We start from the raw sequence: 18,385 nt of genomic DNA, 5'->3' as shown, positions 1-18,385 counted from the left end.
TCGCACGCCCGGTGGGGAGCCCGGCCGCGGCCGGCGCGAGGTGTTGGCGCAAAGGCCGACGGTGTCAACCTCTGCGGCGGGTCAGGCCGCCTGCGCGACGACCCGGTTCCGCCCGCCGGCCTTGGCCTCGTACAGGCCCTCGTCGGCCCGGCGCAGCATGTCCCCCGGCGAGGCGTCGTCGGCGCAGCGGGTGGCGACGCCGATGGAGACGGTGACGGACAGGCTGCGTGTGTCGCGCTGGACAGCGAAGGGCACGGCCTGGATCCGCTCGCGGATGCGCTCGGCGATGGCGTGGGCGTCGGCGAGGCCGGAATCGGGCAGGATCACCACGATCTCCTCGCCGCCGTAGCGGGCGACGATGTCGATGGGTCGCGTGTGCTGGCGCACGCGCTCGGCGAAGGCGCGCAGCACCTCGTCCCCGGCCTCATGGCCGTAGGTGTCGTTGATCGCCTTGAAGCGGTCGATGTCGAGGATGAGCGCGGCGAGCGGCCGGTGGCGCATCGCTTCCTCGGAGAACAGCACGCCCAGATGGTTGTCGAGGTAGCGGCGGTTGTGCAGGCCGGTGAGGCCGTCCGTCACCGCCATCTGCAGGGAGGCCTGCATGGCCCCGCGCAGCACATCGGAATAGCGCTTGCGGCGGACCTGGGTGCGGGCGCGGGCCAGAAGCTCGTTCCGGTCGACGGGCCGCATCAAGTAGTCGTGGACGCCGAAATCGAGGCCCCGGACGATCCTGGCGCGGTCGTGCGCCTCCGCCACCATGATCAGCGGCATGCCCCGCGTCCGGTCGAGGGAGCGAAGCTGGCTGCACAGGCGCAGGCCGTCATGGCCCTGAAGGTCGAGGCTCACCAGGGCGAGGTCGAAATCACCCTCGGCCGCCACCTGGATCGCCACGAGCGGGTCGGCTTCCACGGTCACGCGGTGAAGCTGGCTCAGCGCCATGGCCATCCGCTCCGTGGCGCCGGGGCGATCTTCCACGAGGAGGATGCGCGCGTCGAGGCCGGTCTCGGCGGCGGCGGTGGTGAGGGGGTCGCCCATCCCGATGGCGCGGGAGGCGAGCGCGCGCTGCCGCAACTCGTCGGTCACGGCCTTCAGGCGGACGAGGCTGCGCACGCGGGTGAACAGGGCGGTGTCGTCGACCGGCTTGGTCAGGAAATCGTCGGCGCCGGCATCGAGGCCCTTCAGCCGGTCGGAGGGCTGGTCGAGGGCAGTGACCATCACCACCGGGATATGCGCCGTGACGGGGTTGCTCTTGAGTCGGCGGCAGACCTCAAATCCGTCCATGCCCGGCATCATCACATCGAGCAGGACGATGTCGCAGAGGCCCTTCTCGCAGATCGCGATGGCATCGGGGCCGTTCATCGCCGCGAGGGTGTCGAAATATTCCAGGCCGAGCTTCGTTTCGAGCAGTTTGACGTTCGGGAAGAGGTCATCGACGATCAGGACGCGGGCCGACATGCTACCTCGCTTGCGTCGCTCGCCGCCGCCAACCCTCGAACGCGACTCAAGGTCTCGCGACGGGGGAGACGACGCTGCGCCGCATCATTTCGGTTCTAGATACGCGCGAACGGTTGCCAAAAACTTCGCGACCGAGATCGGCTTCGACAAATAGGCTTCGCAGCCGCCCTCGCGAATGCGCTCCTCGTCGCCCTTCATGGCGAAAGCCGTGATGGCGATGATCGGAATCGACTTCAGGTCGTCGTCTTCCTTCAGCCACTTCGTGACCTCCAGGCCGGACACCTCGGGCAACTGGATGTCCATGAGGATCAGGTCGGGATGATGGGCGCGCGCCAGCTCGATCGCCTCGATGCCGTTGGCGGTCTTCAGGGTCGCGTAGCCGTTCGCCTCCAGGAGGTCGTTGAACAGCTTCATGTTCAGTTCGTTGTCCTCGACGATGAGCACCGTCTTCGACATGGTTCCTTGCCTCGGTCAGAGCCGATCATGATTAAGGACCCATCAGCCCCATTGCGTCGGTTTTAAGGGTTACATGTTGACGAAAGGCAAATTGCACCAAGCGGATGACCCTGCGGAAGGCATCGCCCTCGATGTTCTGCTGTGGATCCTTGGGGACGAAGACCGGCTTTTTCCTTTCCTCACGGCCACCGGGCTTGATTTGGAGGCGGTTCGGGCCGGCGCCAAGGACCCCGCGTTCCTCGCGGGCGTGCTCGAACATGTCGCGGGGAACGAGCCGGTGCTGCTCGCCTGCGCGCAGGCCCTGGAGATCAAGCCGGAGCGGATCGTCGCCGCGTGGCAGCGCCTGTCGCCCCGGCCCGACGACGAGTGGGCGTGAGGTCTACGGCGTGCAGTCCTTGCCCGCCTTCGGCGGCGACGTGTCCAGATCGAGGGTGGTCATCGTGCCGGCCAGGACGAATTCGCCGTAATCGAGCTTGATCCGGCCGCTGACGCCGTTCTCGTAGAGGTCGAAGCTCAAGGTGTAGATCGGCGTGCGCTCGCCCGCGCCCTCGGTGTAGTAGGTGAGCTTCACCGGCCAGCGCTTCACGGAGGCGATGGGCCCCGTCTGCAGGGGCTTCTCCAGATCGGTGCCGGAGACCGCCTCGTGGCCGATCACCGCGAAGGTGTCGTAGACCTTCCGGCCGTCGTCGGAGCCGTCATACACCTTGACCGAGAGCGTGGTCTGCCCGGCCCGGGCCATCTCCACGAGCTTGCGCATATGCGCGCTCGGGAACAGCACCGGCCCCGAGGCGGTGACGGGCTTCGGCTTGCCCTTCAGCTTCACCGTGAGCCCGCTGGCATCCACGGTGGCCGTGCCGTCCACGGGGGCCGCGTTGTCGCCGTCCGAGACGGTGGTCGTCTTGAAGCGGAACTCCCGCGCGTCGCCGCTCTCGAAGGTCGTGCTGCGCAGGTCCGAAACGCGGGTGCCGGTCTCGCCGGAGGTCAGCTCCGTGACCTGCCGCGTCTGCATCGTGTAGCCCCGGCAGGCATCGCCCCGGAAGTCGAGCACGATCCGCCCGCGCGCCGCCTCGACGGCGCGGGTGCTCGTGCTGCCGCTGAGGGAGAGGTCGTAGACCGCCCGGTGGTTGGCCAGGACGACCGGGGCCTGCGCGGGCGCTGGCGCCTCGGAAGGCTCCGGCGTGGCGGGGGCGGCGAGCGCGGGGCTCGCGAGCACCAGCAGGCCTGCGAGGAGACGTCGGGGCAGAGCGGCCATCGGAATCCAGGGTTTCACGGCCGACGCGAAATAGACAGCCCTGGGGTGCAGGACAATCCCCGCCGCCCCGGCATGAAGGCGGGGCGGCGGGGGAAGGCTCACTCGGTGGGCGTCTCGTCGGAGGACGGAGCACCGCCCTCACCCGCCTCGGCGGCGGCGCTTTCGAAGCGCGGACGGCGGCGGCGGCGGGGCTTCGGCGCGGGCGCCTCGTCGGCGGCGGCGGCGGCCTCGGCGGCCGGCGGCTGCTCGGGCTCCGGCGCGGTGGTCGCAACGGCCGCGGTGGTCGGGACGGCCGGGGTGGTCGAGGCGATCGGGCGGGCGGGCGCCATCAGGAAGGCCGGCAGGGCTGCGGCCTCCTCGGTGACGGCGGCCGGCTCCTCGCGGCGGCGCTCACGGCGGGGCGCGGCCTCGGGGCGCTGGAACTCGCCGCGCGGCGTCTCGGGGCGGAACTCGCGCCGCTCCTGACGCTCGGGACGATCCTGCCGCTCGGCGCGGTCCTGACGCTCGGGACGATCTTGCCGCTCGGTGCGGTCCTGGCGCTCCTGCCGGAACTCCTGGCCCTCGCCGCGCTGGTAATCCTGGCGCGGACGGTCCTGCCGGTTGTTCTCCTGCTGGCCGCGATACTCCTGACGGTCCTGGCGCGGATAATCCTGCCTGTCCTGCCGATTGTAATCCTGCCGGTTCCCGTCCTGTCGATTCTCTTGGCGCGGACGGTCCCGGTTGTAATCCTGGCGGTCCTGCCGGCCGTTGTCCTGGCGCGGCTGGCCGTCGAAACGGCGCTGATCGCGGTTCTGGAAGCGGTCGCGGTTCTGGCGCCCGTTGTCCTGGTAATCCTGGCGGGCCTCGTAGGGCTGCGGCTGGTGGCCGGGGTCGCCGTACTCGTCCTGGCCGTAGCCCTGGCCGTTATAGGCGTGCCCGTTCGGCTGGCCGCCCTGGCCCTGACCCTCCTCCTCGCCCTCGTCCATCTCCTCGTCGAAGGCACGGGCGGCGTAGCCGCCGGCGACAGGGCGAGTCTGCTCCTGCGCGCCGGAGATGATGCGGAAGTAATGCTCGCCGTGCTGGAAGTAGTTTTCGGCGGCGACAGGATCGCCGGCCGCCAGCGCGTCGCGGGCCAGCTGCGCGTACTTGTCGGCGATGTGCTGAGCGGTACCGCGGATCTTGACGTCGGGGCCGTTCGATTCGTACGAGCGCGTCAGCGGATTGGGACCCTTGGGGCGATTACGCCCGCGCATCCGTCGATTCTGGTTCGGTCTCATCGGTCTTCAGTGACCCTCAGTTCACGCCAGACAAGTCAAAGGGACGTTCGGGATCGCGCACGGCTCCGGTGCGTCGTCCCGACCCGTACTGCCCGAAAGCAGCCGTGCAACACCTCGCACGAACCTCACCGTTCGCCTGAGCCACCGCTTGCGTCGCAGGCCGAAGCATCGGCGCGGACCACAAGGCGATTGTCAGATTCGAGCGGTACCGGACCGGCGCGCGAGCCTCGCGTACACCCTGTTCCGGATCTTGAGGGGGTCGGCGAACTACGTGGCGGCCGTGGTCTCCACCGACCCTATCGCGGCTCGTCTTAACGAAACGTTCGCGATCTTCAAGCGGAGTCTACCGCCTCATGCGCGCTGCAACAAGCTTTTTTCGGTTTGCGGCTCCTCGCGGGCGCTACGCAGGCTGCGGGCGACGGCTCGACTTGTATTCGAAGGCTCGATCTGGGAGCCCTCGCGGCCAAATTCAATGCACGAAGCTGAGAGCACGGTCGCGTCCGGCGAGATCCTGAAACAATCCCGTGACGCGAAGCCCGTTGGCCACGCCGATTGCTCGGACGGACTCGGCCTGATCGTATCCGATCTCCAGGATCGCGGGCGCGCCGGGCCTCAGCATCCCGCCCTGCCCGAGTTCGCCGAGGATCCGGCGGTAGGCATCGAGACCGTCCGCCCCGCCGTCGAGGGCGGCGCGGGGGTCGTGCTCGGCCACCTCCCGGTCGAGCCCGGCGATGATGGCGGCGGCGATGTAGGGCGGGTTCGACACGACGAGATCGAAGGGCCCCCGCAGGGCGGCGCACCAATCGCCCCGCACGAAGCAGGCCCGCCCGCCGACGCCGTTCGCCCCGGCGTTGGCGCGGGCGGTGCGCAGGGCCGCCTCCGAGCGGTCGAGGCCGAAGCCGGTGACGTTCGGCAACTCGCTCAGGAGCGCCACGAGGATGCAGCCCGAGCCTGTGCCGAGATCGAGGATGCGGAGCGGCGCCTGCCTGTCGGGCAAGGCGGCGAGCGCCGCCTCCACGACGGTCTCAGTATCCGGGCGCGGCACCAGGGTGTCCGGCCCCAGGGCGAAGGGAAGGCCCCAGAACTCCCATGCGCCGAGGATGCGCGCCACCGGCTCCCCGGCCACCCGCCGCGCCAGGGCTTCCGACAGGCGGGGCGCCTCCCCTCCAATGGGGCGATGGCCGTTCAGGGCGAGGTCGCGGGAGGACAGGCCGAGCAGACCGAGCAGGAGAAAGCGCGCATCCCCCTCGGCCTGCGCGATGCCGGAGGCCGCCAGGATCGCGCCCGCCCGGCGGATCGCATCGCGCAGGGACAGGGAGGCGTCGAGGTCGCCCTCCCCGCTCACGCCATCCCCTCGGCGGCGAGCAGTTCCGCCTGGTGCTCGGCGATGAGGGCGTCCACCACCTCGTCCAGGGCGGTGCCGGCCATCACCTCTTCGAGCTTGTAGAGGGTGAGGTTGATGCGGTGGTCCGTCACCCGCCCCTGCGGGAAATTGTAGGTGCGGATCCGCTCCGAGCGATCACCGGAGCCGACCTGCGCCTTGCGGTCGGCGGCGCGGGCGGAATCCTTGGCGGTGCGCTCGGCGTCGTAGAGCTTCGCGCGCAGAAGCGACATCGCCCGCGCCCGGTTCTTGTGCTGCGAGCGCTCCTCCTGGACGAAGACCACGATCCCGGTGGGGAGGTGGGTGATGCGGATCGCCGATTCCGTCTTGTTGACGTGCTGGCCGCCCGCGCCTTGCGCGCGCATCGTGTCGATCTTCAAATCGGCGTCGTTGACGACGATGTCGACATCCTCGGCCTCCGGCAGCACCGCGACGGTGGCGGCGGACGTGTGGATGCGCCCTTGCGTTTCCGTGTCGGGCACGCGCTGCACCCGGTGGGCGCCGCTCTCGAACTTCATCCGGGCGAACACGCCCCGGCCCTTCACCTCGGCGATCACCTCGCGGTAGCCGCCGACCGTGCCCTCGCTCTCCGACACGAGCTCGACCCGCCAGCCCTTCGTCTCGGCGTACTTGGCGTACATGCGGAACAGGTCGCCCGCGAACAGGGCCGCCTCGTCGCCGCCGGTCCCGGCGCGGATTTCGAGGATGGCGCTCTTCTCGTCCGCCGCATCCTTCGGGAGCAGCATCAGCTGTAGGGCGCGGTGGGCGGCCTCCAGGGCCTCCTCGGCCGGCGGCTTCTCCTCGGCGGCGAAGGCGCGCATCTCCGGGTCGGAGCCGGCCTCGTCGATCATCGCCTCGATGCCCTTCAGGTTATCGAGGGCGGAGCGGTACTCGCGGATCGCCGCGACCACGGGATCGAGGTCGGACAATTCGCGCGAGAGCTGCACGACCGTCTCGGCATCGCCCTCGCCGGAGGCGAGTTGCGCGGTGACGAGGTCGTGCCGGACGAGGATGGCGTCGAGGCGTTCGGGGGGAAAAGGTATCATCGCCCGGTTGTTCTGTGGGGACGTCGGTGTGTCGGCCCGGTTCCGCGAGGGGGTACAACCCCGGCGGAAGGTTTCGCAAGGTGCGGCGGGCGTCGCTAGATCGGGACGCCGTTGTCGCGGGCGTAGGCGGTGAGCAGCGGGCGCAGGGTCTGGCCGTCCCGCATCGTCGCCATCTCGGCCTCGATCAGCCGGGCGACCTCCCCCGCGTCGAGGCTGAGCACCATCGCCTTCAGGGGGCCGATGGCGGCGGGCGACATCGACAGGTTGCGGAAGCCGAGCCCGATCAGCGCCATCGCGTCGAGGGGGCGTCCGCCGATCTCGCCGCAGACCGTCACCGGGCAGCCGGCGGCGTTGGCCCGCTCCGCAATCAGCCGGAAGGCGCGCAGGGCCGCCACGGAGAGCGGGTCGAACCGGTCGGCCACCCGCCGGTTCTCGCGGTCCACGGCGAAGAGGAACTGGATCAGGTCGTTCGAGCCGACCGAGAGGAAATCCGCCTCGTGGGCGATCTCGTCGATCTGGAACAGGAGCGAGGGCACCTCGACCATCGCCCCGAGTTCGCAGGGCTGCGGCAGCCGGTAGCCGTGCCGGGCAAGGTGGGCCTTCTCCCGATCCACGATCTCCCGCGCCTGCACGAACTCGTGCACGGTCGCGACCATCGGGAACATGATCTTCAGGGGCCGCCCCTCGGCCGCCTTCAGGAGGGCGCGCAGCTGCATCCGCAGGAGAGCCGGCCGGTCGAGGCCGATGCGGATCGCCCGCCAGCCCAGCGCCGGGTTCTCCTCCTCCAGCTTGGCCATGTACGGCAGGATCTTGTCGCCGCCGATATCGAGGGTGCGCACCGTCACCGGCCGCCCGCCCGAGGCCGCGAAGGCCTGGGAATAGAGCACCTGCTGCTCCGCCGCCGAGGGCATCCGCTGGGCGACCATGAACTGCAATTCGGTGCGGAACAGGCCGACGCCCTCCGCCCCCGTCTCGTCCAGATGGCTGAAGTCGATGAGCAGCCCGGCATTGAGGTTGAGGCCGACCTTCACCCCGTCGCGGGTGATGGCGGGGACGTCCCGCAGAGCGCGGTACTGCTCCTGACGCCGGGCGCGCAGGCGCACCATCTCGGCATAGGAGGATTCGATCTCCGGCCCCGGCCGGACGTGGATCTCGCCCGCGACGCCGTCCACGATGATCGCGTCGCCGGATTCGCAGAGCGCGGTGGCGTTCTCGACCTCGCCCACGGCGGGGATGCCGAGCGCGCGGGCCACGATGGCGACGTGGCTCGTCGGGCCGCCCTCCTCCAGGACGATGCCCCTGAGCGTCCCCGCATCGTAATCGAGGAGCGCCGCCGGACCCATGGTGCGGGCGACGAGGATCGCGTTCTCCGGCAGGGGCGCGTGTCCCGCCGCGCCGGGGCCGATCAGCGCCCGCAGGAGGCGGTTGGCGAGGTCGTCGAGGTCGTGCAGGCGCTCGCGCAGGTAGGGGTCGGACTGGCGCAGCATCCGCGCCCGGTTGTCCGATTGCACCCGCTCCACGGCGGCCTCGGCGGTGAGGCCCGAGGCGACGGCCTCGCGCATCCGCCGCAGCCAGCCCTGGTCGTGGGCGAACATCCGCACGGTTTCCAGAACCTCGCGGGATTCGGCGGTGCCGATCCGGTCGCCCCGCTCCACCAGGGCGTCGATGGCCGAGCGGACGCTCCCGATGGCCGCGTCGAGGCGTTGGACCTCCCGGTCCACGTTCTCGGCGATGAGGGTCTTCACCACGAGGCGCGGCTCGTGCAGCACCACGTGGCCGAGCCCGATCCCATCCGAGAGGGAGACGCCCCGCGCCATCACCGGGCGGCGGTTGGCGGTGCTCGCCTGCGAGCCGAGCCCTTCGAGCTCGCCCGAGGCGATCATCTCCGAGAGCACCATGGCGGTGGTCTGGAGCGCCTCGATCTCCTCCTCGGAATAGACGCGGTAGGTCTTGTTCTGGACGGTCAGCACGCCGAGCGTGTGGCCCGCCCGCAGGAGCGGCACGCCGAGGAAGGCGTGGTAGATCTCTTCCCCCGTCTCCGGCCGGTAGGAGAAGGCCGGGTGCTTCTGCGCATCCGACAGGGCGAGGGGCTCGGCGGTCGACGCGATGAGGCCGACGAGGCCCTCGTCGGCGCGCATCCGCGTGAGATGCACCGCCTCGCGGTTCAGGCCCTCGGTGGCGAAGAGTTCGAGGATGTTGTCGTCGCGCAGGACGTAGACCGAGCAGACCTCGGCCACCACGTTCGCGGCGATCAGCACGACGATCCGGTCGAGACGCGCCTGCGGGCTCACCGGCTCCGCCATCGCTTCGCGGAGGCGGCGCAGCAGAAGGCGCGGGCCTCCGAGCGCAGCGGGCATCGTATCGTCGTTCCAGCGTCGGCGGGCGGCCGTGGCGTCGGCCCCCTGCAACCTTGGCGCCAATCGCCCCGGGACGGCAATCCGTCCCGGGGCGTTTAGTTCATCAAAGCACGGCTTATCAAAGGCCGGCGGCGCTCGCGCCTCAGGCCTGGTCGAGCCCGTAGAGCGAGTGGAGCGTGCGCACCGCAAGCTCGGTGTAGGCGGCGTCGATCAGGACCGAGAACTTGATCTCGGAGGTGGTGATCGCGCGGATGTTGATGCCCTTCTCGGCCAGCGCCCGGAACGCCTTGGCGGCGACGCCGGCATGGCTGCGCATCCCGACGCCGATGGCCGAGACCTTCACCACGTCCGTGGCGCCCTCGATCTGGGCATAGCCGATATGTTCGCGGGCCTGATCGAGGATGGCGCGGGCGCGCTCGTACTCGGCAGAGGGCACCGTGAAGGTCATGTCGGTGGTCGACTGGTCGCCCGAGACCGTCTGGATGATCATGTCGACGTTGATGTTGGCATCGGCCAGCGGCCCGAAGATCGCGGCGGCGACGCCGGGGCTGTCCTTGACGCGGCGCAGGGTGATCTGCGCCTCGTCCCGGGAAAACGCGATCCCGGTGATGATCTGCTGTTCCACGATGTCGTCCTCGTCGCAGATGAGGGTGCCCGGGCGCGCGGCGTCCGGCGGGTCGAAGGAGGAACGGACGGTGGTCGGCACCCGGTGCACCATCGCGAGTTCGACGGAGCGCACCTGCAGCACCTTGGCGCCGAGCGAGGCCATCTCCAGCATTTCCTCGAAGGTCACGCGCTCCATGCGCTTGGCCTTCGGCACGACGCGGGGGTCGGTCGTGTAGACGCCGTCCACGTCGGTGTAGATGTCGCAGCGCTCGGCCCCGATGGCCGCCGCGATCGCCACGGCCGAGGTGTCCGAGCCGCCGCGCCCGAGGGTCGTCACCCGGCCGCTCTCGGGATGGATGCCCTGGAAGCCGGCGATCACCGCGACCTCCCCCCGCGCGAACCCGGCGTCGAGGTTGGCCGAGGGGATGTCGGCGATGCGCGCGGAGCCGTGCGCGTCCGAGGTGAGGACCGGGATCTGCCAGCCCTGCCAGGAGCGGGCGGCGATGCCCTCCTTCCGCAGGGCGATGGCGAGAAGGCCGGCGGTCACGAGTTCGCCGGAGGCGACGACGGCGTCGTACTCGGCGGTGTCGTAGAGCGCGTTCGCGTCCTTCACCCAGTCGACCAGCTCGTTGGTCTTGCCCGACATCGCCGAGACGATGACGGCGACCTCGTAGCCGGCCGCGACCTCGCGGGCGACATGGCGCGCGACGTTGCGGATGCGCTCGACGTTGGCGACGGACGTACCGCCGAACTTCATTACCAGACGGGGCATTCTTCGAACGTTTCCAAGCCCGTGCAGCCGGAGCGGGCATCCCGCCGAAGACCGGCCGGGGCCCGCCCCCGGACGGGTTTCGCGGGTACTCGGGCCTGCCTGCACTGTCAATTGCCGGTCGAGCATGGCCCTTGCCCGCGAGGCCGCGCCGCAGGCCCGGTGTCTTGCGCTCGGGCGCGGGATGGGGTGGAGGTCGCGGGAGGGTCCTTGAGGTGAAGCGGCATGGTCTCGGCGGGTGAAGGCAAGGGCGGGTTCGTCGACCGGGAGGAGGTCGCGCGGTTCGACGCCATGGCCGCCACGTGGTGGGACGAGGCCGGGCCGATGCGGGTGCTCCACCGCTTCAATCCCGTGCGCCTCGGCTACATCCGCGACGCCCTGTGCCGCCATCACGGCCGCGACCCGGCCATGCCCTTCGCCCTCGACGGCCTGACGCTCTGCGATGTCGGCTGCGGCGGCGGCGTCCTGTCCGAGCCCCTGGCCCGCCTCGGCGCCACCGTGACGGGGCTCGACCCGGCCGAGCGCAACCTCGCCGTCGCCCGCGCCCATGCCGAGGCGACGGGCGTGCCGGTGGATTACCGGGCGCGGACCATCGAGGAGATCGTCGCGGCCGGCGAGACGTTCGACGCCGTGCTCATCATGGAAGTGGTGGAGCACGTCTCCGACATGCCGGCCTTCGTGCGCAGCGCCTGCGCGGCGGTGAAGCCCGGCGGGCTGCTCTTCGCCGCCACCCTCAACCGCACGATGCGCTCCTTCGCGCTCGCCATCGTCGGGGCGGAATATGTCCTCGGCTGGCTGCCGAAGGGCACGCACACGTGGGAGAAGTTCGTGAAGCCGGACGAGTTCGCGGCCGCGATCCGCGCCGGGGGGCTCGACGTCACCGACACGACCGGCGTCGTCTACAACCCGCTGACCGACGGCTGGCGCATGGGGCGCGACACGGCGGTGAACTACATGCTGAGCGCCGCCCGCCCCGCTTGAACCGCGCGACCCTTCCGCCGTTGACCGGCGTCAGAAGGAGTGCCCGATGCTTGAGAAGATGCCCCGCGTGCTGGGCGAGGCCCTGTCGGGCCTGAAGGCCGGTCTCGACGGAACCACCTACCTCTCCGAATTCCCCGGCGTGACGGAGACCATCCGCGTCGGCAGCGACGCCTTCGCCGACCGCGCCGCCCTGCCCCCACGCTTCACCGCCGATGGCGAGGGCGTCTCGCCGCCCCTGTCCTGGGACGGACTGCCCACGGGCACCGTGTCCGTCGTGGTGATCGTGGAGGATGCCGGCAGCCCGACGCCGCGCCCCCTCGTCCATCTCCTCGCCTGGAACCTCGACCCCGCCGCGTCCCTCCCGGAGGGCGCCACCGGGCCGACATTCGGCAAGAACAGCTTCATGAAGACAGGTTGGCTGCCGCCGGATCCGCCCACCGGCCACGGCGACCACGAGTACCTGTTCCAGGTCTACGCGCTGTCGCAGCGCCTCGACCTTGAGGAAGGCTCCGGCCGAGAGGCACTGGTCGATGCAATGCGGGACAAGGTCCTCGCGAAGGGTGGCCTGATCGGCACCTACGCGCGGACCTGATCCTCAGCCGGCCGGGTCGATCCGGTAGTGGATCGGCTTGAAGCTGCCGTTGTTCGATTGCAGCGCCGAACAGGCGGTGAGGCCGACGATGAGGTCGGCCTTCGCCACGAACACGATGTGGTCCCCCGCCTTGCTGAGGGGCGGCTCGACGGTCAGAGCGCCCGTCGTGCCGTCCACGGGCACGTTCATGAAGCAGTTGAACGCCACCGGGATCCGGTCCGGCGCGATGCCGTAAGGGTCGAGCGCCGCCGCGAGGTTGCCGAAGCAGCCGCGATGCGGGTTCATGTCGCCGTAGATGATGCGGAACGTGTCCGCCGAGCAGGGCGTGAGCAGGAAATCGTGCCGCCCCACCGTGTCCTCGACGATCCGCAGGAGCACGTTCGAGCGGTTCGAATAGAGCGGATCGCCGGTCGTGAGATAGATCTTGCTGGCGTAATCGAGGGTGCGGCCGTTCGAGATCACCTCGTCCGTGTCGTGGCGGTTGAAGGCCACGAGGTCGGCGACCTGCTCGCCGCGCGGGTCGATCACCGTCAGCCGGTCGCCCCTGTTCAGGGTGAAGGCCACGCCGGAGCGCGGTGAAATCTCATGGTGCCCGTCGCTCACGTCCGTCCCTCCGGTACCCGTGCCCGACATCTGGGTCACGCGCCGCCCCCGATCAGGGGGAGATCGAACGGGTGGACCGATTCCCGCAGCTTGGCGAGGTCCGCCGGGGCCCGCTCCGTGCGCGGGGTGAAGGGGCAGCGCCATTCCGGGCCGACCTGCCGCCCGCTGTACTGGCGCGCCTCGGAGGTCTCGCCGTGGCGGGAGAGCATCGGGTTGATGCTGCCGGCCAGGGCCTCGTCACGCTGGAGAATCGAGGCACGCAGCTTCTCATAGCGGCCCTCGTTGCGCAGCCGCTCGAACTGCGCGTGCAGGTTGAACACCATGACCGGCGAGGGGAAGCGCCGGGCCGGGCGGCTCGCGCCGGGATGCAGGCCGACGACGAAGAAGGCCTCGCCGCCGAAGCTCAGGGAGAAATGCGGGTTGTCCGGATCGGTGGCGACGCGCCCGTCATGGGGCTGGCCGAGCCAGGAATCCTTGTCCGACAGCGATTGCGCCCGTTGCCACAGGCTGGCCTCGAACGTCTCCTCGGAGATCCGGTCGGGCCCTTCGAACACCACGGCGAAGCTCTGGAACAGGTCCGGTGCCTCCCGGTAGCTGGCGATGAACGACAGAAGAGCGGGGTAGATCCGCATGTCGTCCCACCCGGATCGGATGTCCCGCGCGACGACAATCCTCAATTTCCCGCGAGACAGCGCCGATTTCGCGCCGACACAGGGAAAAGGCGGATCTTGGATGAACTCTCGCAAAGCCTGGGCTTGCGGATGCTCGCGGTCGTCACGCGGAAATTCCATTGGTGGTCTGCTGCTCGATTACTCAGGAACGCTTACGCCTTGGGCAGTACCAGCCCGGCCCTTCGCCAACCTCACTCCCCTGGCAGCGTTCCTGGCTGCGACAGAAGGTTCTGTGGGTAGCTTTTCGTGCCGGCATGACGGCGCGGCTTGACGGCGTGGCGCGGCCGATGCTCAGACCGCCGGAACGGACCAGGGGGTCGCCGAGGGCGGCCGAGACGAGTCCCGGAGGGTCGCCCAGTTGAAACGTTCCCGTCGCACCAAGATCGTCGCGACCCTCGGCCCCGCGTCCGACACGCCGGAGATGATCGAGCGGCTGTTCCGGGCCGGCGCCGACGTGTTCCGCCTCAACATGAGCCACCTGTCGCGGGAGAAGCTGCCCGAGAAGGTCGAGGTGATCCGCGCCATCGAGCGCGAGGCCAAGCGGCCCATCGGCATCCTCGTCGACCTGCAGGGGCCGAAGCTGCGGCTCGGCGTGTTCGCCGAGGGCGCGGTGATCCTGGAGAATGGCGCGACCTTCGTCCTCGACGGCGACGCGACGCCGGGCGATCTCGGCCGTTGCCACCTGCCCCACCCGGAGATCCTGCAGGCCCTGGAGCCGGGCCACGCGATCCTGCTCGATGACGGCAAGCTGCGCCTCACCGTGCTGGAGACCACGGGCGACCGCGCGGTGACGCGCGTCGAGGTCGGCGGGCGCATCTCGAACAAGAAGGGCGTGTCCCTGCCGCACACGGTCCTGCCGGTGCCGGCCATGACCGAGAAGGACCGCCTGGACCTCGAAGCCGGTCTCAATGCCGGGGCCGACTGGATCGCCGTGTCCTTCGTGCAGCGGCCGGAGGACGTGGCCGAGGTGAAGAAGGTTTGCGCCGGGCGCGCCCTGGTGATGGCCAAGATCGAGAAGCCGCAGGCTTTGGCGCGGCTCGATGAAATCATCGAGGTCTCGGACGGGCTGATGGTCGCCCGCGGCGATCTCGGCGTCGAGATGCCCCTCGAACAGGTGCCGGGGGTGCAGAAGCGCCTCACCCGGGGCGCCCGCCGCTCCGGCAAGCCGGTGGTCGTCGCGACGCAGATGCTCGAATCGATGATCACCGCGCCGGTCCCGACCCGCGCCGAGGTCTCGGACGTGGCGACCGCCGTCTACGAGGGCGCGGATGCGGTGATGCTCTCGGCCGAGAGCGCGGCCGGCGCCTTCCCCATCGAGGCGGTGACGACGATGAGCCGGATCGCCGAGCAGGTGGAGCGCGATGCTCTCTACTGGTCGATCATCCGCGCGCAGAAGGACACGCCCGACCACACTGCCGCCGACGCCATCGCTGCGGCCGCGCACCAGATGGTCGATGCCCTGGATCTGCGATCGATCATGGCCTGGACGAATTCCGGCTCGACGGTGCTGCGCCTGACCCGCGAGCGCCCGAACGCCTCGGTGATCGCCCTGACGCCCCGCCGCGAGACGGCGCGGCGCCTCGCCATCGCCTGGGGCGTCCACCCCATCGTGACGAAGGACGCGAGCGACGTGGACGACATGTCCTTCCGCGCCGCCAAGTTCGCCGTTCGTGAGAAGTTCGCGGCGGTGGGCGACCGGATCATCGTCGTCGCCGGCCTGCCCTTCGGCACGCCGGGCGCGACGAACCTCGTGCGCCTGACCTTCATCACGCGGGAGCACGCCGAGAAGGCGTGAGGGCTTAAGCCCGGTTCCGGAGCCCGGCGGCCAGCACCTCGGCCATGCGGACCTGCCAGCCGGGGCCGGTGGCCCGGTAGCCCTCGACCACGCCGGGGGGTAGGCGGAGCGAGACGAGCACCTTGCTGGCCTCGGATCGCGGCCGCCCCCGGCGGCCAAGCCGCGCCAGCAGGGCGGGGTCCAGCACCTCCGAGGCGGGCATGGCCCGCGCCGCCTCTTCGGGAGTCGCGTCCGGGTTGTCGGGATCGCGGGCGATCATCGCCTGGATGCGGGCTTCCTCGGCATCGGAGATCGGGGGCGCCTTACGCTTCGTCATAGACCTTCCTCTCCATGCGGCTGGCGGGGCGGAGGCTGATGGCCGAGATCGCCTCGGTTCCCAGCGGGCTGAAGACGAGCGTCACGAGCGCATCGTCGAGGAAGCCGATGGCCTTGAGTCTCGGCGTGCCCGTTCGGCTTGCACGGGTCGGCAGGATGACGGCCGTCTCCCACTCGAAGCGGTCACGGGCATCGGCGAAATCGAGGCCGTGACCATCGGGCTCCGGGAGGAGATTCCTGGCCCGCTTCGCCTCATCCCAGACCATCGCCGTCATCCAATTATTGTAGCTACAATAATTGGCGGCGCAAGAGGTTCACGGCAACGCGGCGGGCAACGCGTCGCGCCGGATGGTCGCCTCGAGGTCCGACACCGCGCCGGCCAGGGCTTCCGGCGCGGTGTAGTGGATCATGTGCCCCTGCCCCGTGAGCAGGACGAGGCGGGCGCCGGGAATGGCGCGGGCCAGGGGCTGGGCCTGCAAGTCCGGCCGCACGATCGGGTCGGCCGCGCCGGAGACGACGGTGGTCGGCACGTGCAGGGTGCCGTAGCGCGGGCTCATGGCAGTGAGGCTCGGCGTCAGGCCCACGAGGTCCTGCACGTTGGCGAGCAGCGTGTGCGGGCGCAGGACGAGGGCGGCGCGGGAGGTCTCGATGTAGCCGAGCACCGGCTCCTCGGGCTTGAACACCCGGTTTCCGGCCTCGCGGAGATAGGCCAGGCCGATGGGCGGCCCCACCGTCCGGCTCAGCACCCACAGGATCGGCGGCTTCAGCGCGAGGCGCCAGTACCACGGCAGGGTGATCGGCCCCGGCATCGGCATCCCGACCGGCGCTGCGAGCACGAGCCCCGCCACCCGCTCCGGGTGGTCGAGGGCCAGCGCCAGGGCCAGCGCCCCCGCCCAGGAATGGCCGAGGACGATGGCCGGGCCGACCCCCATCGCCGCGAGGGCGTCGGCGATCAGCGTGGCCTGGGCCTGCGGCGCGGCATCGGCGCCGCCGTGGGGGCGGTCGCTCCAGCCGAAGCCCGGCCGGTCGAAGGCGATGACGCGGAACCCCCGCGCGGCCAGCAGATACCCCACACCGCCCATCGGATCGGCGGCATTGGCCGAGGCGCCGTGCAGCAGCACGACCGGCTTGCCGTCGGCGGGCCCGGCCTGGATCGTCGCGAGCCGCCCGCCGGGCACGTCCACGAACGGCCCGGCCGGCGGATAGAGGGAGCCGATCCGCAGGGAGATGACGAGGCTCGCCGCCGCCCCGAGGGCGAGGACGAGCCCCGCCACCGCGAAGGGCAGCGCGAGGAGGACGAGCAGGAGACCGGAGGCGCGCGCCATCACAGGCAAGCCGGGGCGCCGGTGCGGGCGATCACAGGTCGCGGCCGTCCACGTCGGGGGCGAGGCGGTCCACCGCGTCCTGCACCTTCTCCATCTTCGGATAGAGCGCCAACGCCCGGCGGAAGGCGGCCAGCGCGCGGCCCTTGTCGTCCATCGATTCGTAGATCTTGCCCATGGCCGACCACGCCTCGAAATGGCGCGGCTCCAGCACCAGGGCCCGCTGCAGGTCCGCCAGGGCCTCGCTCTTGTCGGAAAGCAGCCAGAACACCGTCGCCCGGCGGTTCCAGCCCTCGGACCAGGTGGGGTCGAGGGCGGTCGCCCGGTCCATCAGTTCGGCGGCCAGCGCGAAATCGCGGCCGGTCATGGCCTGCCGAGCCCGGTCGGTGAGGAGATCGACGGTGGCGCTGCCGGAACGGTCGAGGCGCTGCTCGATCAGGCGGGCGATGCCCTTGGCCTCGGCCGGGTCGTCGCTGGCCTTCAGCCGGGCGAACAGGTCGTCGAGGCTCGGCGGCTTCGGGACGGGCTTGGCCGCCGGTTTCTCCGGCGCGAACCGGGGGCCGGGCCGTCCCATGCCGTCGGACGGGGCCGCAGCAGCCGCGCCCGCCAGGGGCAGGACGGCCAGAAGAAGCAGAAAGGGGTTCACGCGCGCCATGGTTGTAAGCTGCGGCGGACGGGCGCTCCCGTCAACGCGCCGTCGTGCCGCGCGGGCCGACGCGCGAAAGCCGCGCCCTTGCGGACGCGGCTTCGCAAACCATCGGAAAGGCGCGCCCGGCCGGAGCCGGGCGGCGGGCTTCAGCCCTGGCGGGCCTTGAAGCGCTTCTGCGTCTTGTTGATGATGTAGACGCGGCCCTTGCGGCGCACGAGCTGGTTGTCGCGGTGGCGGCCGAGCAGGGACTTGAGGGAGTTGCGGATCTTCATGGGTCTCTCGGCCCGCGAGGGGCCGTCCAGGAACGGGGTTCGTCGAAAACGTCTGGCCGGTCTCCGGTCGCGCAAGGCGCGCCCGGCGATGACGGCTCAGGCATCGCGGGATCGGCGCCGCCATATCAGGATTCGTCCCCCGGAGGCAACCCTTAAGGCTTGGCCGTCGAGCGATCCGGCTCGGTGAGCTGGATCGTCCAGTTCTTCTGCTCGCCGGTATCGACCTCGAAGAAGCCGTTCCGGTCGAAGCCGCGGGCGAGGCAATCCTCGATCCCCCGGATCGTGAACTCCGCGTCGCGGGTGCACATCAGCGAGCGTCCGCCCCATTCGCCGCCGCGCGTGTAGTCCACGGCGAAGACGTAATAGAACCGGGCCGCCAGGGAGCCGGAAAGCAGCGTCTCGCAGCCCTTCGGCTTCAACTCCCACCAGCCCTCCGTCACCCAGCCCTGCGTGTCGCGGTAGCCCAGGGACACCCCGACCTTGCTCTCGGTCTGGTTGCAAAGACGGAGGTCGGCCCGCGCCGGCCCGGCGAGGAGGACCAGGGTCGCCAGCAGCCCGGTTCGTCCCAACCACGCCCTCATCCTGAGGTGCCGTCGCGTGAGCGACG

The 18,385-nt window shown here is 70.4% G+C and carries 20 protein-coding genes; 4 read left to right on the top strand and 16 right to left on the bottom strand.

From position 1 onward, the window contains the following. Window positions 1–81: 81 nt before the first annotated feature. Complete coding sequence (locus ACXJ1Y_RS02460) at window positions 82–1,455, bottom strand: PleD family two-component system response regulator (protein ID WP_463848595.1); 1,374 nt, start codon at window positions 1,453–1,455, stop codon at window positions 82–84. A gap of 84 nt (window positions 1,456–1,539) precedes the next feature. Further along, window positions 1,540–1,911, bottom strand: a complete 372-nt coding sequence (locus ACXJ1Y_RS02455) for a response regulator (protein ID WP_243930743.1) — start codon at window positions 1,909–1,911, stop codon at window positions 1,540–1,542. Window positions 1,912–1,984: 73 nt separating this feature from the next. On the opposite strand from ACXJ1Y_RS02455, the gene ACXJ1Y_RS02450 reads away from it, so the two are divergent. Beyond that, window positions 1,985–2,287 (top strand): DUF3572 domain-containing protein, encoded by a 303-nt coding sequence (locus ACXJ1Y_RS02450; RefSeq protein ID WP_463848594.1) that lies wholly within the window; start codon window positions 1,985–1,987, stop codon window positions 2,285–2,287. Between the two features lie 3 nt (window positions 2,288–2,290). Here ACXJ1Y_RS02450 and ACXJ1Y_RS02445 read toward each other — a convergent pair whose 3' ends face one another. The 6 genes from ACXJ1Y_RS02445 to ACXJ1Y_RS02420 form a co-directional block, all read right to left on the bottom strand. Beyond that, window positions 2,291–3,163 (bottom strand): cell envelope integrity EipB family protein, encoded by an 873-nt coding sequence (locus tag ACXJ1Y_RS02445; RefSeq protein ID WP_463848593.1) that lies wholly within the window; start codon window positions 3,161–3,163, stop codon window positions 2,291–2,293. A gap of 98 nt (window positions 3,164–3,261) precedes the next feature. Continuing rightward, on the bottom strand, window positions 3,262–4,395 hold the full coding sequence (locus ACXJ1Y_RS02440) for a DUF4167 domain-containing protein (RefSeq protein WP_463848592.1): 1,134 nt from the start codon (window positions 4,393–4,395) through the stop codon (window positions 3,262–3,264). Between the two features lie 493 nt (window positions 4,396–4,888). Further along, entirely contained in the window at window positions 4,889–5,764 is an 876-nt protein-coding gene (gene prmC / locus ACXJ1Y_RS02435; RefSeq protein ID WP_463848591.1) for a peptide chain release factor N(5)-glutamine methyltransferase, read from the bottom strand. Continuing rightward, window positions 5,761–6,846, bottom strand: coding sequence for a peptide chain release factor 1 (gene prfA / locus ACXJ1Y_RS02430; protein ID WP_463848590.1), 1,086 nt, complete (start codon window positions 6,844–6,846; stop codon window positions 5,761–5,763). Before prfA ends, prmC begins: the two co-directional genes overlap by 4 nt. 95 nt (window positions 6,847–6,941) lie before the next feature. Continuing rightward, window positions 6,942–9,203 (bottom strand): phosphoenolpyruvate--protein phosphotransferase, encoded by a 2,262-nt coding sequence (gene ptsP, locus ACXJ1Y_RS02425; protein WP_463848589.1) that lies wholly within the window; start codon window positions 9,201–9,203, stop codon window positions 6,942–6,944. Between the two features lie 142 nt (window positions 9,204–9,345). Then, window positions 9,346–10,581, bottom strand: coding sequence for an aspartate kinase (locus ACXJ1Y_RS02420; RefSeq protein ID WP_463848588.1), 1,236 nt, complete (start codon window positions 10,579–10,581; stop codon window positions 9,346–9,348). 222 nt (window positions 10,582–10,803) lie between these two features. Here ACXJ1Y_RS02420 and ubiG point away from each other — a divergent pair, with 222 nt between their 5' ends. Both ubiG and ACXJ1Y_RS02410 read left to right on the top strand, forming a co-directional pair. Continuing rightward, window positions 10,804–11,559, top strand: coding sequence for a bifunctional 2-polyprenyl-6-hydroxyphenol methylase/3-demethylubiquinol 3-O-methyltransferase UbiG (gene ubiG, locus ACXJ1Y_RS02415; protein WP_463848587.1), 756 nt, complete (start codon window positions 10,804–10,806; stop codon window positions 11,557–11,559). A 46-nt stretch (window positions 11,560–11,605) separates the two neighbouring features. Next, on the top strand, window positions 11,606–12,151 hold the full coding sequence (locus ACXJ1Y_RS02410) for a YbhB/YbcL family Raf kinase inhibitor-like protein (RefSeq protein ID WP_463848586.1): 546 nt from the start codon (window positions 11,606–11,608) through the stop codon (window positions 12,149–12,151). Window positions 12,152–12,154: 3 nt separating this feature from the next. Here the strand turns inward: ACXJ1Y_RS02410 and ACXJ1Y_RS02405 are convergent, their stop codons facing one another. Together ACXJ1Y_RS02405 and gntA are read right to left on the bottom strand one after the other, a co-directional pair. Next, window positions 12,155–12,754: a DUF1989 domain-containing protein gene (locus ACXJ1Y_RS02405; RefSeq protein WP_463848585.1), complete on the bottom strand. Its 600-nt coding sequence runs from the start codon at window positions 12,752–12,754 to the stop codon at window positions 12,155–12,157. Between the two features lie 35 nt (window positions 12,755–12,789). Further along, complete coding sequence (gene gntA, locus ACXJ1Y_RS02400; RefSeq protein ID WP_463848584.1) at window positions 12,790–13,545, bottom strand: guanitoxin biosynthesis heme-dependent pre-guanitoxin N-hydroxylase GntA; 756 nt, start codon at window positions 13,543–13,545, stop codon at window positions 12,790–12,792. Window positions 13,546–13,783: 238 nt separating this feature from the next. Here gntA and pyk point away from each other — a divergent pair, with 238 nt between their 5' ends. Next, window positions 13,784–15,220, top strand: coding sequence for a pyruvate kinase (gene pyk / locus ACXJ1Y_RS02395; protein ID WP_463848583.1), 1,437 nt, complete (start codon window positions 13,784–13,786; stop codon window positions 15,218–15,220). A 4-nt stretch (window positions 15,221–15,224) separates the two neighbouring features. On the opposite strand, the gene ACXJ1Y_RS02390 is transcribed toward pyk, so the two are convergent. The 6 genes from ACXJ1Y_RS02390 to ACXJ1Y_RS02365 form a co-directional block, all read right to left on the bottom strand. Continuing rightward, entirely contained in the window at window positions 15,225–15,536 is a 312-nt protein-coding gene (locus tag ACXJ1Y_RS02390; RefSeq protein ID WP_463848582.1) for a BrnA antitoxin family protein, read from the bottom strand. Then, the gene (locus ACXJ1Y_RS02385) at window positions 15,523–15,810 is read right to left on the bottom strand and encodes a BrnT family toxin (RefSeq protein ID WP_463848581.1); all 288 of its coding nucleotides are present in this window, start codon (window positions 15,808–15,810) and stop codon (window positions 15,523–15,525) included. Before ACXJ1Y_RS02385 ends, ACXJ1Y_RS02390 begins: the two co-directional genes overlap by 14 nt. Before the next feature lie 39 nt (window positions 15,811–15,849). Then, complete coding sequence (locus tag ACXJ1Y_RS02380; RefSeq protein WP_463848580.1) at window positions 15,850–16,860, bottom strand: alpha/beta fold hydrolase; 1,011 nt, start codon at window positions 16,858–16,860, stop codon at window positions 15,850–15,852. A gap of 31 nt (window positions 16,861–16,891) precedes the next feature. Further along, window positions 16,892–17,512, bottom strand: a complete 621-nt coding sequence (locus ACXJ1Y_RS02375; RefSeq protein WP_463848579.1) for a tetratricopeptide repeat protein — start codon at window positions 17,510–17,512, stop codon at window positions 16,892–16,894. 140 nt (window positions 17,513–17,652) lie between these two features. Then, a complete protein-coding gene (gene ykgO / locus ACXJ1Y_RS02370; RefSeq protein WP_238207227.1) occupies window positions 17,653–17,778 on the bottom strand; it encodes a type B 50S ribosomal protein L36 in 126 nt (41 codons plus the stop codon). Window positions 17,779–17,930: 152 nt separating this feature from the next. Next, complete coding sequence (locus ACXJ1Y_RS02365; RefSeq protein ID WP_463848578.1) at window positions 17,931–18,359, bottom strand: DUF1036 domain-containing protein; 429 nt, start codon at window positions 18,357–18,359, stop codon at window positions 17,931–17,933. Window positions 18,360–18,385 lie beyond the last annotated feature (26 nt).

Source organism: Methylobacterium sp. TK26, from assembly GCF_055361565.1.
This window is presented reverse-complemented; position numbering and strand designations above follow the sequence as displayed.